The sequence below is a fragment of the Pseudomonas taeanensis MS-3 genome, from assembly GCF_000498575.2.
GTDB lineage: Bacteria > Pseudomonadota > Gammaproteobacteria > Pseudomonadales > Pseudomonadaceae > Aquipseudomonas > Aquipseudomonas taeanensis.
The window spans coordinates 222503-236880 of the sequence record NZ_AWSQ01000006.1 but is presented as its reverse complement, the minus strand read 5'-3'; the positions used below and the strand labels follow the sequence as shown (position 1 = coordinate 236880).

Below are 14378 nucleotides of genomic sequence, written 5' to 3'. Positions count from 1 at the left end.
AGAGGGGCATGCCGAATGAAAAGGCGGCGATTATAGCGGTAAAGGCTCGCGCACTCACCTTTGAATCGCTCGACTGCCGGATTGATCTCAAATTGTGCAGTACTTGGCAGCGTTTGTTGTCACTTGGGCCGGCTAATCGAGCGGTGCTATAGTGCGCGGCCGTTTTCGGCCCGTCCTGTCGGCGTGGTGTCTTCAACGCGAAGCGGGACGTCTGCCAGGGAGGTTGTTCGCAAGGAGTCCAGATGAGCGCCGAGAATAAGTACGCGGTCGAGTTGAAGGGCGTGAGCTTTCAGCGGGGCGACCGGGCAATTTTCAATAATGTCGATATTCGCATCCCGCGCGGTAAGGTCACCGCGATCATGGGACCGTCGGGCTGTGGCAAAACCACGCTGTTGCGCCTAATCGGTGCTCAGCTTAAGCCGAGCCGGGGCGAGGTGTGGGTCAATGGGCTGAACCTGCCCAAGCTATCGCGCGCTGAGCTGTTCGATATGCGCAAGCAGATGGGCGTGCTGTTTCAAAGTGGCGCGCTGTTCACCGATCTGGATGTGTTCGAGAACGTTGCTTTTCCATTGCGCGTGCACACCCAGCTACCTGATGAAATGATTCGTGACATCGTGCTGATGAAGTTGCAGGCCGTAGGGTTGCGCGGTGCCTTGGACTTGATGCCGGATGAATTGTCTGGCGGCATGAAGCGCCGCGTTGCGCTGGCTCGGGCGATTGCCCTGGATCCACAAATTCTGATGTACGACGAGCCTTTCGTCGGCCAGGACCCTATTGCCATGGGTGTCTTGGTGCGCTTGATTCGTCTGCTCAACGATGCCTTGGGTATTACTAGTATCGTGGTCTCTCATGATTTGGCGGAAACCGCCAGTATTGCCGACTACCTCTATGTCGTGGGTGATACTCAGGTACTGGGGCAGGGCACGCCGGAGGAACTGATGAACTCGGAGAACCCACGCGTTCGCCAGTTCATGCAGGGCACGCCAGATGGTCCGGTGCCTTTTCACTTTCCGGCGGCGAACTACCGCGACGATTTATTGGGGGAGCGCTGATGCGCAAGACATCTACGCTCGAGCGGGTACGCCTGTTCGGTCGTGCCGGTCTCGATGTGTTGGCCACGCTGGGTCGTTCTACCGTGTTTCTCCTGCGCGCGTTATTCGGCCGTGGCTCATCGGGCAATTCGCTGCAGTTGTTGATCAAGCAGCTGTATTCGGTCGGGGTCATGTCCCTGGCAATCATCGTGGTCTCGGGTGTGTTTATCGGCATGGTCTTGTCGCTGCAGGGTTTCAGTATCCTGGCGAAGTACGGTTCGGAGCAGGCAGTCGGGCAGATGGTTGCGCTGACGTTGCTGCGTGAACTGGGACCGGTGGTCACTGCTTTATTGTTCGCTGGGCGCGCCGGCTCGGCGCTGACGGCGGAAATCGGCAACATGAAGTCCACCGAGCAGCTGTCCAGCCTGGCGATGATTGGCGTCGATCCGCTCAAATACATCGTTGCGCCGCGCCTGTGGGCCGGTTTTATCTCGATGCCGCTGCTGGCGATGATCTTCAGCGTGGTCGGCATCTGGGGCGGGGCGATGGTTGCCGTCGACTGGCTCGGGGTCTACGAAGGCTCGTTCTGGGCCAATATGCAGAGCAGTGTGGCGTTCCGCGAAGACGTGCTCAATGGGGTGATCAAAAGCCTGGTCTTCGCCTTCGTCGTTACCTGGATCGCCGTATTTCAAGGCTATGACTGTGAGCCCACCTCGGAGGGCATCAGTCGCGCCACGACCCGAACAGTGGTCTACGCCTCGCTGGCCGTGTTGGGGTTGGACTTTATTTTGACCGCTTTGATGTTTGGAGACTTCTGATGCAAAACCGCACCCTGGAAATCGGTGTCGGCCTGTTTTTGTTGGCCGGACTGCTGGCTCTGCTGCTGCTGGCGCTGCGCGTCAGCGGCCTTACGGTCGGCAGCGTTGACAATACTTACAAGGTCTATGCGCACTTCACCAATATCGCCGGTCTAACTGTGCGGGCCAAGGTGACTACGGCAGGGGTGACCATCGGCAAGGTGACGGCGATCGACCTGGATCGTGACAGCTACACCGGACGTGTCACCATGGCGCTGGACAAGGACGTGGACAACCTGCCGCTGGATTCGACTGCCTCGATCCTCACCGCCGGTTTGCTCGGTGAGAAGTACATCGGCATCAGTGTGGGGGGGGACGAAGAGTTGCTCGCCGATGGCAGCACTATTCACGACACCCAGTCGTCACTGGTGCTGGAAGACCTGATCGGTAAGTTCCTGCTCAATTCAGTGAATAAAGATCAGGCCAATTGATGAGGGATGTAACGATGCTCAAGACACTGCGTACTACTTTTTTCATATTGCTGACCGCCCTGCCTGTACTTGCAGTCGCCGCACCGACTGCCCATGAGGTGGTGCAGCAGACCACCAGTACCCTGCTGGACGACTTGAAGGCCAACAAGGAGCAATATCGTAACGATCCATCGGCGTTCTACTCGGCACTGAACAACATCCTCGGCCCGGTGGTGGATGTCGAGGGGATCTCTCGCGGCGTCATGACGGTGCGGTATTCGCGCCAGGCAAGCCCGGAGCAAATGCAGCGTTTTCAGGAGAACTTCAAGCGCAGCCTGATGCAGTTCTACGGTAACGCCTTGCTCGAATACAACAACCAGGATATTCGCGTACTGCCGGCCAGCGGTAAGCAGGACCCGAAACGTACGGCAGTGAACATGGAGATCAAGGACGGTAAGGGCACGATTTATCCATTGTCCTACACCATGGTCAGCCAGGAAGGTAGCTGGAAGCTGCGCAATGTGGTGATCAACGGTATCAACGTCGGCAAGTTGTTCCGCGATCAGTTCTCTCAGTCCATGCAGAACAATGGCAATGACCTGGATAAGGTCATCGATACCTGGGCTAACACCGTGGCCAGGGCCCGCCAGGCCAAGGGCGAGTCGTGAGCCAGGCCAGTATCGTCGAGCAGGCGCCTGGGGTTTTTCTGCTGTCCGGCGTGCTCGACTACCTGAGTGGTCCGGCGCTGCGTGAGCAGGGCGGTCGGCTGATTGGCGCCAGTCAGGCCGAGGTCTGTGTGATCGATTGCGGCGCTGTGGAGAAGTCCAGCAGCGTGGGCCTGTCGCTGCTACTGGCGTTCATGCGTGACGCCAAGGCAGCGGCTAAAAGCCTTGCTGTGCGTGGCCTGCCGGCGGATATGCGCGATATCGCCAGTGTTTCGGGGCTGCTCGAAGTGCTGCCGCTGGAGGGCTGAGTCCCGACCCTATAGGCAGGGCCCCGGTCGGCGCAGTGTCACGCGGGGTTCGCAGGCGAGGGGCTTTTTTGTATGATGCTCGACCCGCGAGCCTAGGCTCTGCTGTCGTTAATGAATGCGCTGATCGAGGTTGAGCATGCAGGCCTTAGAAGTAAAGAGTCTCCTAGAGGCTAAACTGCCGAACACCCAGGTGGAAGTAGAAGGCGAGGGCTGTAACTTCCAGCTGAATCTGGTTAGTGATGAATTGGCGGGCCTGAGCCCAGTCAAGCGTCAACAGCAGATCTACGCCCACCTGAATCCCTGGATTGCCGATGGCAGCATCCATGCGGTGAGCATGAAATTCTTCAGCCGTGCCGATTGGGCCGCGCGTTCCTAAGCCTGCGGGCGACGAGATAGCTATGGATAAACTGATTATTACCGGCGGTGTGCGCCTCGATGGCGAAATCCGCATTTCCGGCGCGAAGAACTCCGCTCTGCCGATCCTCGCCGCTACCTTGCTGGGCGATGCGCCGATCACCATCTGCAATTTGCCGCATCTGCACGACATCACCACCATGATCGAGCTGTTCGGGCGCATGGGCATCGAGCCGGTCATCGACGAGAAGCTCGGAGTGGAAGTCGATGCGCGGGCGATCAAGACCCTGGTCGCACCGTATGAGCTGGTGAAAACCATGCGTGCTTCGATCCTGGTGCTCGGGCCTCTGGTGGCGCGTTTTGGTGAGGCTGAAGTGGCCCTGCCGGGTGGTTGCGCGATCGGCTCGCGGCCCGTTGACTTGCATATCCGTGGCCTCGAAGCCATGGGCGCGAAGATCGATGTGGAAGGTGGCTATATCAAAGCCAAGGCGCCGGAAGGCGGTTTGCGTGGCGCGCACTTCTTCTTCGACACGGTCAGCGTGACCGGCACCGAGAACATCCTGATGGCCGCCACGCTGGCCAAGGGTCGCAGCGTGCTGGAAAATGCCGCCCGTGAGCCGGAAGTGGTCGATTTGGCCAATTGCCTGATCGCCATGGGGGCGAAGATCCAGGGGGCTGGCACCGACACCATCATCATTGACGGCGTCGAGCGTCTCGGCGGCGCACGTTTCAGTGTGATGCCCGATCGTATCGAAACCGGCACTTACCTGGTGGCTGCTGCTGCCACGGGCGGCCGGGTGAAGGTCAAGGACGCCGACCCGACCACCCTCGAGGCTGTCCTGTCCAAACTGCAGGAAGCCGGTGCGGAAATCACCTGCGGCAACGACTGGATCGAGCTGGACATGAAGGGCAAGCGACCGAAAGCGGTCAACTTGCGTACTGCTCCCTATCCGGCTTTCCCGACTGATATGCAGGCGCAGTTTGTCGCGCTCAATGCGATTGCCGAGGGGACCGGCACGGTGATCGAGACCGTATTCGAGAACCGCTTCATGCACGTCTATGAGATGACCCGCATGGGTGCGCAGATCATGGTCGAGGGTAATACCGCGATCGTCAGCGGCGCCGAGCGCCTGAAGGGTGCCCCAGTGATGGCCACCGACCTGCGTGCATCGGCCAGCTTGGTCATCGCGGCGCTGGTCGCCGATGGCGATACGCTGATCGATCGCATTTACCACATTGACCGTGGTTACGAGTGCATTGAGGAAAAACTGCAGTTGTTGGGTGCCAAGATCCGCCGCGTACCGGGCTGAGAGGCAGTTTAAAACTGCTGCGTTGGGTGAGGCGGCACTGTAAGCCGCTTCGCCTGCGCTCGCGACGTTTCAAACCGTTTCTAAGGATGTGTATCAACCATGCTCACGATTGCCCTGTCCAAAGGCCGTATTCTCGATGACACCTTGCCGTTGCTCGCTGCGGCCGGTATCGAGCCAACCGAGAATCCGGATAAAAGCCGCAAGCTGATCATCCCCACCACGCTGGAAGATGTGCGCCTGTTGATCGTTCGCGCGACCGATGTGCCGACTTATGTCGAGCATGGTGCGGCCGACCTCGGCGTCGCGGGCAAGGACGTGCTGATGGAGTACGGCGGCCAGGGGCTGTATGAGCCGCTGGACCTGCAGATCGCCAAGTGCAAGCTGATGACGGCCGGCGCGATCGGTGCGCCGGAGCCGACTGGACGCCTGCGGGTGGCCACCAAGTTCGTCAACGTGGCCAAGCGTTATTACGCCGAACAGGGCCGTCAGGTCGACGTGATCAAGCTGTACGGCTCGATGGAGCTGGCGCCGTTGGTGGGCCTGGCCGATAAGATCATCGACGTAGTGGATACCGGCAACACCCTGCGCGCCAATGGTCTGGAGGCCCAGGAGTTGATTGCTCACGTCAGTTCGCGACTGATCGTCAACAAGGCTTCGATGAAGATGCAGCACGCGCGCATTCAGGCGCTGATTGACACGCTGCGTGAAGCCGTTGAGGCGCGACACCCCAGCTAATACCCTCAGTGCGGCGTCCTGCCGCATTCGCCTATCCGTGTCATAGCCACTTTTCTCGGGCGTCCATGCGGTGGGCTTGGTAGCCTAGCGACGCCCGAGCATTTGCCAATCAAGAGGCCCGCTATGACCCGTCCTATCGCTATCCGCCGACTCAACGCCGCAGATCAGGACTTTGCCCGTCATCTGGATCATCTGTTGAGCTGGGAAAGCGTGTCGGACGAGGGCGTCAATCAGCGCGTGCTGGAAATCATCGATGCCGTGCGCAGCCGCGGCGATGCTGCTTTGGTCGAATACACCCAGCGCTTCGATGGGCTCGAGGTCGCCAGCATGGCCGACCTGATCCTCCCGCGCGAGCGTCTGGAGTTGGCGCTGACCCGCATCACTCCGGCTCAGCGCGCGGCGCTGGAAACGGCAGCCGAGCGCGTGCGCAGCTATCACGAGAAGCAGAAACAGGACTCCTGGAGCTACACCGAAGCCGACGGCACGGTGCTCGGTCAGCAGGTCACGCCGCTGGATCGTGCCGGCCTGTATGTGCCGGGTGGCAAGGCCTCCTATCCTTCTTCGGTGCTGATGAATGCCATCCCGGCCAAGGTTGCCGGTGTGCCGGAAGTAGTGATGGTGGTGCCGACCCCGCGCGGTGAAATCAACGAGTTGGTGCTGGCGGCCGCGTGCATCGCCGGGGTCGATCGGGTCTTCACCATCGGTGGTGCCCAGGCCGTGGCCGCGCTGGCCTATGGTACCGAGAGCGTGCCGCCGGTGGACAAGATCGTCGGCCCCGGCAACATCTATGTGGCCACTGCCAAGCGTCATGTGTTCGGTAAGGTCGGCATCGACATGATCGCCGGACCCTCGGAAATCCTGGTGGTCTGCGACGGCCAGACCGACCCGGACTGGATTGCCATGGACCTGTTCTCCCAGGCCGAGCACGACGAAGACGCCCAGTCGATTCTGCTCAGCCCAGATGCCGCATTCCTCGACCGAGTCGCCGCGAGCATCGCCAAGTTGCTGCCGACCATGGAGCGCGCCGAAATCATCCGCGCCTCCCTGGACGCCCGTGGTGCGCTGATTCAGGTCGCCGATATGGCCCAGGCGATCGAAGTGGCCAACCGTATCGCCCCGGAGCACCTGGAGCTGTCGGTGGAAAACCCCGAGCAGTACCTGCCGCTGATCCGTCACGCCGGCGCGATCTTCATGGGTCGCTATACCGCCGAGGCCTTGGGCGATTATTGCGCCGGGCCGAACCACGTGCTGCCGACCTCGGGCACTGCACGCTTCTCCTCGCCGCTCGGCGTGTACGACTTCCAGAAGCGCTCGTCGATCATCCATTGCTCGGCCGCCGGTGCCTCCGAACTGGGCAAGAGCGCCAGTGTATTGGCCCGTGGCGAGTCGCTGACCGCCCACGCCCGCAGCGCCGAGTACCGCATTAAGCCCTGAGGCGAATACCGAACCTGTAGGAGCGAGCTTGCTCGCGATGCTCTTTGGCGTCGATCGCCAGATTGCCGGACCACAGCAAGCTGGCTCCTACGCAAGCCAATCGAACGAATTCGAGGAGAGAAGGGCAGATGAGCAAATTCTGGAGCCCCTTCGTCAAAGACCTGGTGCCTTACGTACCGGGTGAACAGCCGAAACTGGCCAAGCTGGTCAAGCTCAACACCAATGAAAACCCTTACGGCCCCTCGCCCAAGGCCATCGAGGCCATGCAGGCCGAGCTGAATGACAATCTGCGCCTGTACCCGGACCCCAGCGGCGAGCGCCTGAAGCAGGCGGTGGCTGATTACTACGGGGTGCAGCCGGCCCAGGTGTTCGTCGGCAACGGTTCCGATGAAGTGCTGGCGCATGCCTTTCACGGCCTGTTCCAGCACGACAAGCCGCTGCTGTTTCCGGATATCAGCTACAGCTTCTACCCGGTCTACTGCGGTCTCTATGGCATCGCCTCGGAGCAGATCGCTCTGGACCCGCAGTTCCAGATTCGTGTCGAGGACTACGCGCGGCCGAATGGCGGCATTGTCTTCCCCAATCCCAATGCACCGACCGGTTGCGTGCTGGCGCTGGAGGCCATCGAGCAGCTGCTGACGGCCAATCCGGATTCGGTGGTACTGGTCGACGAGGCCTATATCGACTTCGGCGGCCAGAGCGCCATCGCGCTGGTGGACAAGTATCCGAACCTGCTGGTGACCCAGACCCTGTCAAAATCGCGTTCTCTGGCGGGGTTGCGGGTCGGTATTGCAGTCGGTCACCCGGAGCTGATAGAGGCCCTGGAGCGGATCAAGAACAGCTTCAACTCCTATCCGCTGGACCGCATGGCGATTGCCGGTGCGGCGGCGGCCTTCGAGGATCGCGCCTATTTCGAGCAAACCTGCCGCCAGGTCATCGAAAGTCGCGACGCGGTGGTTGCCGGCCTCGAGGGGCTGGGCTTCGAGGTGCTGCCCTCGGCCGCCAACTTCGTCTTCGCCAGCCATCCGGGCAAGGATGCGGCGACCCTGGCCGCGGGCCTGCGTGAGCAGGGGGTGATCGTGCGGCACTTCAAGCAGCAGCGCATTGCCCAGTTCCTGCGCATCAGCATCGGCACGCCGGAGCAGAACCAGGCGCTGTTGGATGCCTTGAGCGGCTTGTAAGCATTGGAATATAAAAAAGCCGGAGCTCTGCTCCGGCTTTTTTATGGATACGCTGCTAGTTATTCGTGGTGTGCTTCGCCGAGGAAGGTCAGCGACGTGAACAGGCCGCGGCTTTCGATATCCGCATCATTGGCCACCGGCAAGTCGACCTCGGCGGCGATGATATTCAGTCCTTCATTGCGTACTTCGATCTGCGCGCGCCCCTGGGCGTCGGTCTTGGCGCTGATCTGGTGTGGGGCGCTGCGGTAGTCACCGATCAGGTCGATGCCCGCGGCGGGCTTGCCGTCGATCAGCACGCGTACCGGCAGCGGCTTGCCCACGCCGACTGCGAGCGGATCGGTCTCCGGCAGGATGACCATCTTCAGCTGATCGAGCTTCGGCAGCTCTGCGCCCTCCCGGTAAATCGCCAGGCTGTACTTGAAGGTGTGCAGCGACTGGGTCGAGTTCGGCACCTTGCTGCGGCCCTGGTTGATCCACTGCTTGTCCGGGGTCAACGACCAGGGGCCGTTGTCCAGGGCAACAGCCATCAGCGCTGGCGGCTTCAACGGCTCTAGGCGTGCGTGGTCGTCGAGGCGTTTGACTGTGACCGGGATCATCTTGCCGTGGTTGTCGTAGGCCCAGGCAGCGCTGATTTTCTCGGCCTTGAAGGCATTGTCCTCGGCGCCGTGGCCGTAGATGGTTTCGATATTGCCACGGCGTTGTTCGGTCCACAGGCCGTGGGCCTGGATCTGGCCGATAAACAGGGCTGCGGCGAGTAACGGAAAGACTTTTTTCATGGGAGATCCTTGGGTTGAGGGAAATCAGAGGTCGACAGTCAGGTTGAAGCTCAGGTTGCGCGGCTCGCCGGGCATGACCCAGAGGTTGCTGTAGGAGCGTTCGTAGTACTGCTCGTCGAGCAGGTTATTGAGATGGGTACCAACCTTTACCCGCGGGCTGAAGGCGTAATGGGCGAGCAGGTCGAGGGTGTGATAGGCCGGCAAGTTGAAGTCGCTGCCGGTCTGACCGGAGCGGTCGCCGACATAGGTGACGGCTGCGCCCAGGTCCGAGCCGCGCAGCCAGCCATCCTGAAACTCATAGACGCCCAGCAGGCTGCCGCTTTGCCGGGCAACACCGAGCAGGCGACTGCCGGCCGGCAGCGCCTCATCGCCCTTGATGACCTCGGCGTCGATAAAGGCGAAGGCACCGATCACCCGCAGGGCATCGCTCAACTGGCCGCTGAGCTGCAGATCGAAGCCCTGGCTGCGCGCTTCCCCGGCGGCAGTCTGAAAGCTGGCGTCGACCGGGTCAGCGGTCAGCACGTTTTCCTTGGTCAGGTGAAAGGCCGCCAGGGTGGCGCTGAGGCGGTTGTCTAACAGGTCCAGCTTCAAGCCGGCCTCATAGCCGATGCCTTGTTCCGGGTCGAACGGCCGATCGCTGCGATCCAGGCCGTTATTCGGCTTGAACGAGGTGGAGGCATTGGCGAACAGGCCGACGGCCGGCGTCAGCTGATAGAGCAGGCCGGTGCGCTGGGTCAGGGCATCGTGGCTCTGATTGCTGCGTGCACCATTGACCTGATTGTCGATCGACTGGTCGAAGTGCTCGAAACGAACGCCGATCAGGCCGCGCAGGCGCTCGGTAAAGACAACCTGGTCCTGCAGGTTGAGCGCATGGCTCTCCACCTGCTCGTGATTGTCGCTACCGGAGCGTGCGCCAGTGGGGCGCGGGCGGCCATAGATCGGGTCGTAGATATCGATGGCGCTGCGCGGGCGCACTTCGGTGACCCGCTCGTTCTTGCGGTAGTCCTCGTATTCGCTGCCGATCAGCAGCTGGTGCTGCAAGCCGACGAACTGTACGTCTCCGCGCAGTTCCAGCTGGGTGATGCTGTCGTGCCAGGTGGTTTCGCGCTCGCGAAAGCGCCGCGTCAGGGTGCGTCCATCGCCCGCCAGGGCCTGGTTTTCCGAGGCATTTCCGGCCAGTTCGCCTTCCTTGAAATGGCTGGCCAGGCGCAGCTGCCAGCTGTCGTTGAGGGCATGCTCGAGGCTGGCCTGAATAAGGTTGTTGTCGTTATCGATAGTGCCGTCGCTCGGCTCGCCGAGAAAGGTCGAGCGCGACACGCTGCCCAGTCGGTTGTTCGGCGCGACTATGCCGCGGTCGAATACCGAACGATGGCGCACCAGCTCGGCCTCCCACAGCACACGGGTATCGGGGCTGAGCTGCCAGCTGAGCGACGGCGCGGCGAACAGGCGCTCGCTGGTCATGTGCTCCCGGAAGCTGTTGTTGTCTTCGACGGCCAGGTTAAGACGCGCCAGCAGGTCGCCCTGGTCATCCAGCGGGCTGTTGAGGTCCAGGCTGGAGCGGTAGCGGTTCCAGCTGCCGGCACTGGTTTGCAGACGAGCGAAGGTGCCGGCCTGGGGTTTCTTGGTGATGATGTTGACGGTGCCGCCGGGGTCGCCGCGGCCATAGAGGCTGGCGGCAGGGCCCTTGAGCACCTCGATGCGTTCGATATTGGCCGCGTCCGGGGTGCTCGGGTAGCCACGGTTGGCGCTGAAACCGTCCTTGTAGAACTCCGAGGTGGTGAAGCCGCGCACGCTGTATTCGTAGAGGGTCAGGCCGCCGAAGTCGTTCTGCTTGGCTATTCCGCCGGCAAAGTCCAGGGCGCGCTCGACATCGCTGCTGCCGAGGTCTTCCAGCACGGCGGCGGGCACCACACTGATGGCTTGGGGGATTTCACTGAGCGGCGTGTCGGTTTTGGTCGCACTGCTGGAACGGGTGGCGCGGTAACCCTGTACCGGGCCATCGGCGACCTCAGTTGGAGCGGTGATGACGCTGTCGGTGAGCTGGACTGGGGTGTCGGCCAGCGCGCCGGGGGCAAGCAGGCTGGTAGCGAGTGCAAGGGCTGGGCGCAAGACGGAAATCCTCTCGAGCGAGTTAATGTAATAACATAACATTAAAATCGAGAGAAGTTATCGTTAAGGTGATTGCCTGAGGGATTAGTTGCCGTTTGCCGGAGGGCGCACGCCGACTTCGGCGGTTAGTCGCATCAGCTCGGCATTGCGAATGACTTCAATGTGTATTTTATCGCCGGGCTTGGTGCGGGCGACTTGGTTCATCGAGCGGCGGCCGTCGCTGGCGGCTTCGCCGTCGATGCTGAGGATCAGGTCGCCCGGCTGCAGGCCTGCGCGCTGCGCCGGCCCGTCGCGATAAATCCCGGCGACGACGATGCCAGGGCGGCCCGCCAAACCGAATGACTCGGCCAGTTCCGGGGTCAAGGGTTGCACTTCGATGCCCAGCCAGCCACGAATCACCTGGCCGTGCTCGATGATCGCCTGCATTACTTCCAGCGCCAGTTTCACCGGAATCGCGAAGCCGATGCCCTGCGACCCGCCGGACTTGGAGAAAATCGCGGTATTGATGCCCACCAGGTTGCCGAGGGCATCGACCAGCGCGCCGCCAGAGTTACCGGGGTTGATCGCCGCATCGGTCTGGATAAAGTCTTCGTAGGTATTGAGGCCCAACTGGTTGCGCCCAGTCGCGCTGATGATGCCCATGGTCACGGTCTGGCCGACGCCGAAGGGGTTGCCGATGGCCAGGGTGACGTCGCCGATCTTGATATTGTCCGAGCGCCCCAGGGTGATTGAGGGCAGTTCCTCGAGGTCGATTTTCAGGACCGCCAGGTCGGTTTCCGGGTCGCTGCCGATTACCCGGGCCAAGGTTTCACGACCGTCCCTCAAGGCCACGACGATCTGGTCGGCGCCCACGGTCACGTGATTGTTGGTCAACAGGTAGCCTTTCGGACTCATCAGCACCGCGGAGCCGAGGCTGGACTCCATGCGCCGTTGTTTGGGCAGGTTGTCGCCAAAGAAACGGCGGAACTGCGGGTCTTCGAATAGCGGATGGTTGGATTTATTGACGAGTTTGGTGGTGTAAAGGTTGACCACCGCCGGTGAGGCGAGGCTCACCGCGTCGGCGTAGGATACTGGACCTTGTTGATTGCGCTTATTGCTGGGCGCCTGACGTATTTGCACGTCCTGTTGCGGCAGACCTACCCATTGGGGGTAGCGCTGAATGATCAGCAGAGCCAGCAGTAAGCCGGCCAGCAGGGGCCAGCCGAGAAAGCGCAGGGCCTTGAGCATCTATGGAATCCTGAGGGTTGCGAGGGCCAGGTGGGCCCCTTAAGGTGCGCCATTATAGAGGGCCGAGTGCCAATAAAGCAGCGGCTTGCCACAGAGTTGAGGAATCTACATGGCCATTGCCCTGAGTACTTTAGTAGAAGAAGCGCAGCGTTACTTGAATGCAGAGCGCATCAGCGACTACTGCCCAAACGGTTTGCAGGTCGAGGGGCGACCCCAGGTGCGGCGCATCGTCAGCGGCGTTACGGCCAGCCAGGCGCTGCTCGATGCAGCCCTGGAGGCCGAGGCAGATGTTCTGCTGGTGCATCATGGTTATTTCTGGAAGGGTGAAAACCCCTGTGTCACGGGCATGAAGCAGCGCCGCCTGAAGACCCTGTTGCTAAACGATATCAGTCTGCTGGCCTATCACCTGCCGCTCGATGTGCATCCAGAAGTCGGTAATAACGTGCAGTTGGCTCACCGGCTGGGTATCACCATCGAAGGCCCGCTGGAGCCCGAAAATCCGCGTACCGTTGGTCTGGTCGGCTCACTGAGCGAGCCAGTGAGTCCGCGTGACTTTGCCCTGCGTGTGCAGGAAGTGCTCGGGCGCGAGCCGTTGCTGGTCGAAGGCCCGCAGATGATTCGGCGGATCGGCTGGTGTACTGGTGGCGGCCAGGGCTATATCGACCAAGCCATAGTCGCGGGTGTCGATCTGTACTTGACCGGCGAAGCGTCCGAGCAGACCTTTCATAGCGCGCGGGAAAACGGCATCAGTTTTATCGCAGCAGGTCATCATGCGACTGAGCGTTATGGCGTGCAGGCGCTGGGCGATTACCTGGCGCGGCGCTTTGCCATCGAGCATTTGTTTATCGATTGCGCCAATCCGATTTAACTGGCGGTTAAGCGCTGCGGCCAACCTTGCTTGCAGCTTTATCGCCGGTTTTAAGGTGCAGGTCCGGCAGAAACGCCGGGTATAAAGCTAGATTTTTTCGATCTAACCAGCGCCCTGAATAGACGATGACGCTGTGCTAGAGTGCGCTCACGTCCACGGCCCCCGGCCCTAATAGAAAGCAATCCGTGAGTAGCCATGCTCGATAAATTGACCCACCTGAAACAGCTGGAGGCGGAAAGTATCCACATCATTCGTGAAGTGGCCGCCGAATTCGACAACCCGGTGATGCTCTATTCCATCGGTAAAGATTCCGCCGTGATGCTGCATTTGGCACGCAAGGCGTTCTTCCCCGGCAAGCTGCCGTTCCCGGTCATGCATGTCGATACTCGCTGGAAGTTCCAAGAGATGTACAGCTTCCGCGAGAAGATGGTCAATGAGTATGGCCTGGACCTGATCACCCACATCAACCCGGATGGCGTGGCGCAGGACATGAACCCCTTCACCTACGGCAGTGCCAAGCACACCGACGTGATGAAGACCGAGGGTCTCAAGCAGGCGCTGGACAAATACGGCTTCGACGCCGCCTTCGGTGGCGCCCGGCGCGACGAAGAAAAGTCCCGTGCCAAGGAGCGCGTGTACTCCTTCCGCGACAGCAAGCACCGCTGGGACCCGAAGAATCAGCGCCCCGAGCTGTGGAATGTGTACAACGGCAAGGTCAAGAAGGGCGAGTCGATCCGCGTGTTCCCGCTGTCTAACTGGACCGAACTAGACATCTGGCAGTACATCTATCTAGAGCAGATCCCGATCGTGCCGTTGTATTTCGCCGCCGAGCGCGAGGTGATCGAGAAGAACGGCACCCTGATCATGATCGACGACGATCGCATCCTCGAGCACCTGACGGATGAAGAGAAGGCGCGCATCACCAAGAAGATGGTGCGTTTCCGCACCCTCGGCTGCTACCCGCTGACCGGCGCGGTCGAGTCCACTGCCACTACCTTGACTGACATCATTCAGGAAATGCTCCTGACCCGTACGTCCGAGCGCCAGGGGCGAGTCATCGATCACGACGCAACCGGCTCGATGGAAGAGAAAAAACGTCAGGGGTATTTTTAA

Annotated in this window: 15 protein-coding genes; 12 read left to right on the top strand and 3 right to left on the bottom strand. The window is 60.9% G+C overall.

Features of this window, described 5'->3' with window-relative positions; genetic code table 11:
- Positions 1-242: 242 nt before the first annotated feature.
- The 10 genes from TMS3_RS19000 to hisC all read left to right on the top strand — a co-directional run bounded on the left by TMS3_RS19000 (position 243) and on the right by hisC (position 8285).
- Positions 243-1052: an ATP-binding cassette domain-containing protein gene (locus TMS3_RS19000; RefSeq protein WP_025166880.1), complete on the top strand. Its 810-nt coding sequence runs from the start codon at positions 243-245 to the stop codon at positions 1050-1052.
- Positions 1052-1849, top strand: a complete 798-nt coding sequence (mlaE, locus tag TMS3_RS18995; protein WP_025166879.1) for a lipid asymmetry maintenance ABC transporter permease subunit MlaE — start codon at positions 1052-1054, stop codon at positions 1847-1849. The genes TMS3_RS19000 and mlaE overlap by 1 nt, the downstream gene beginning before the upstream one ends.
- The gene (gene mlaD, locus TMS3_RS18990) at positions 1849-2319 is read left to right on the top strand and encodes an outer membrane lipid asymmetry maintenance protein MlaD (protein WP_025166878.1); all 471 of its coding nucleotides are present in this window, start codon (positions 1849-1851) and stop codon (positions 2317-2319) included. The genes mlaE and mlaD overlap by 1 nt, the downstream gene beginning before the upstream one ends.
- Before the next feature lie 14 nt (positions 2320-2333).
- Positions 2334-2966, top strand: coding sequence for an MlaC/ttg2D family ABC transporter substrate-binding protein (locus tag TMS3_RS18985; protein ID WP_025166877.1), 633 nt, complete (start codon positions 2334-2336; stop codon positions 2964-2966).
- The gene (locus TMS3_RS18980; RefSeq protein ID WP_025166876.1) at positions 2963-3271 is read left to right on the top strand and encodes an STAS domain-containing protein; all 309 of its coding nucleotides are present in this window, start codon (positions 2963-2965) and stop codon (positions 3269-3271) included. Before TMS3_RS18985 ends, TMS3_RS18980 begins: the two co-directional genes overlap by 4 nt.
- Positions 3272-3407: 136 nt before the next feature.
- On the top strand, positions 3408-3647 hold the full coding sequence (locus TMS3_RS18975; RefSeq protein ID WP_025166875.1) for a BolA family protein: 240 nt from the start codon (positions 3408-3410) through the stop codon (positions 3645-3647).
- A gap of 22 nt (positions 3648-3669) precedes the next feature.
- The gene (murA, locus tag TMS3_RS18970) at positions 3670-4935 is read left to right on the top strand and encodes a UDP-N-acetylglucosamine 1-carboxyvinyltransferase (RefSeq protein WP_025166874.1); all 1266 of its coding nucleotides are present in this window, start codon (positions 3670-3672) and stop codon (positions 4933-4935) included.
- 99 nt (positions 4936-5034) lie between these two features.
- Positions 5035-5670 carry an ATP phosphoribosyltransferase gene (hisG, locus tag TMS3_RS18965; protein WP_025166873.1) on the top strand — a complete coding sequence of 212 codons (636 nt, stop codon included), beginning with the start codon at positions 5035-5037 and terminating at the stop codon, positions 5668-5670.
- A 123-nt stretch (positions 5671-5793) separates the two neighbouring features.
- The gene (gene hisD / locus TMS3_RS18960) at positions 5794-7104 is read left to right on the top strand and encodes a histidinol dehydrogenase (RefSeq protein WP_025166872.1); all 1311 of its coding nucleotides are present in this window, start codon (positions 5794-5796) and stop codon (positions 7102-7104) included.
- Positions 7105-7232: 128 nt separating this feature from the next.
- Positions 7233-8285 carry a histidinol-phosphate transaminase gene (gene hisC / locus TMS3_RS18955; protein ID WP_025166871.1) on the top strand — a complete coding sequence of 351 codons (1053 nt, stop codon included), beginning with the start codon at positions 7233-7235 and terminating at the stop codon, positions 8283-8285.
- Positions 8286-8344: 59 nt separating this feature from the next.
- Here the strand turns inward: hisC and TMS3_RS18950 are convergent, their stop codons facing one another.
- Genes TMS3_RS18950 through algW form a run of 3 tightly spaced genes read right to left on the bottom strand, consistent with a single transcriptional unit; the run spans position 8345 to position 12397 of the window.
- On the bottom strand, positions 8345-9061 hold the full coding sequence (locus tag TMS3_RS18950; protein ID WP_025166870.1) for a DUF4198 domain-containing protein: 717 nt from the start codon (positions 9059-9061) through the stop codon (positions 8345-8347).
- A 24-nt stretch (positions 9062-9085) separates the two neighbouring features.
- Positions 9086-11212, bottom strand: coding sequence for a TonB-dependent siderophore receptor (locus TMS3_RS18945; RefSeq protein WP_083491791.1), 2127 nt, complete (start codon positions 11210-11212; stop codon positions 9086-9088).
- A gap of 42 nt (positions 11213-11254) precedes the next feature.
- On the bottom strand, positions 11255-12397 hold the full coding sequence (algW, locus tag TMS3_RS18940; protein ID WP_025166868.1) for a Do family serine endopeptidase AlgW: 1143 nt from the start codon (positions 12395-12397) through the stop codon (positions 11255-11257).
- A gap of 109 nt (positions 12398-12506) precedes the next feature.
- Between algW and TMS3_RS18935 the strand changes: the two genes are divergently transcribed.
- Positions 12507-13265, top strand: coding sequence for a Nif3-like dinuclear metal center hexameric protein (locus TMS3_RS18935; RefSeq protein ID WP_025166867.1), 759 nt, complete (start codon positions 12507-12509; stop codon positions 13263-13265).
- A gap of 195 nt (positions 13266-13460) precedes the next feature.
- Complete coding sequence (gene cysD / locus TMS3_RS18930; protein WP_025166866.1) at positions 13461-14378, top strand: sulfate adenylyltransferase subunit CysD; 918 nt, start codon at positions 13461-13463, stop codon at positions 14376-14378.

Coding starts and splice junctions, on each gene's coding strand:
- TMS3_RS19000 (WP_025166880.1), top strand. CDS start 243: ATGAGCGCCGAGAATAAGTACGCGGTCGAGTTGAAGGGCGTGAGCTTT.
- mlaE (WP_025166879.1), top strand. CDS start 1,052: ATGCGCAAGACATCTACGCTCGAGCGGGTACGCCTGTTCGGTCGTGCC.
- mlaD (WP_025166878.1), top strand. CDS start 1,849: ATGCAAAACCGCACCCTGGAAATCGGTGTCGGCCTGTTTTTGTTGGCC.
- TMS3_RS18985 (WP_025166877.1), top strand. CDS start 2,334: ATGCTCAAGACACTGCGTACTACTTTTTTCATATTGCTGACCGCCCTG.
- TMS3_RS18975 (WP_025166875.1), top strand. CDS start 3,408: ATGCAGGCCTTAGAAGTAAAGAGTCTCCTAGAGGCTAAACTGCCGAAC.
- murA (WP_025166874.1), top strand. CDS start 3,670: ATGGATAAACTGATTATTACCGGCGGTGTGCGCCTCGATGGCGAAATC.
- hisG (WP_025166873.1), top strand. CDS start 5,035: ATGCTCACGATTGCCCTGTCCAAAGGCCGTATTCTCGATGACACCTTG.
- hisD (WP_025166872.1), top strand. CDS start 5,794: ATGACCCGTCCTATCGCTATCCGCCGACTCAACGCCGCAGATCAGGAC.
- hisC (WP_025166871.1), top strand. CDS start 7,233: ATGAGCAAATTCTGGAGCCCCTTCGTCAAAGACCTGGTGCCTTACGTA.
- TMS3_RS18950 (WP_025166870.1), bottom strand. CDS start 9,061: ATGAAAAAAGTCTTTCCGTTACTCGCCGCAGCCCTGTTTATCGGCCAG.
- TMS3_RS18945 (WP_083491791.1), bottom strand. CDS start 11,212: ATGTTATGTTATTACATTAACTCGCTCGAGAGGATTTCCGTCTTGCGC.
- algW (WP_025166868.1), bottom strand. CDS start 12,397: ATGCTCAAGGCCCTGCGCTTTCTCGGCTGGCCCCTGCTGGCCGGCTTA.
- TMS3_RS18935 (WP_025166867.1), top strand. CDS start 12,507: ATGGCCATTGCCCTGAGTACTTTAGTAGAAGAAGCGCAGCGTTACTTG.
- cysD (WP_025166866.1), top strand. CDS start 13,461: ATGCTCGATAAATTGACCCACCTGAAACAGCTGGAGGCGGAAAGTATC.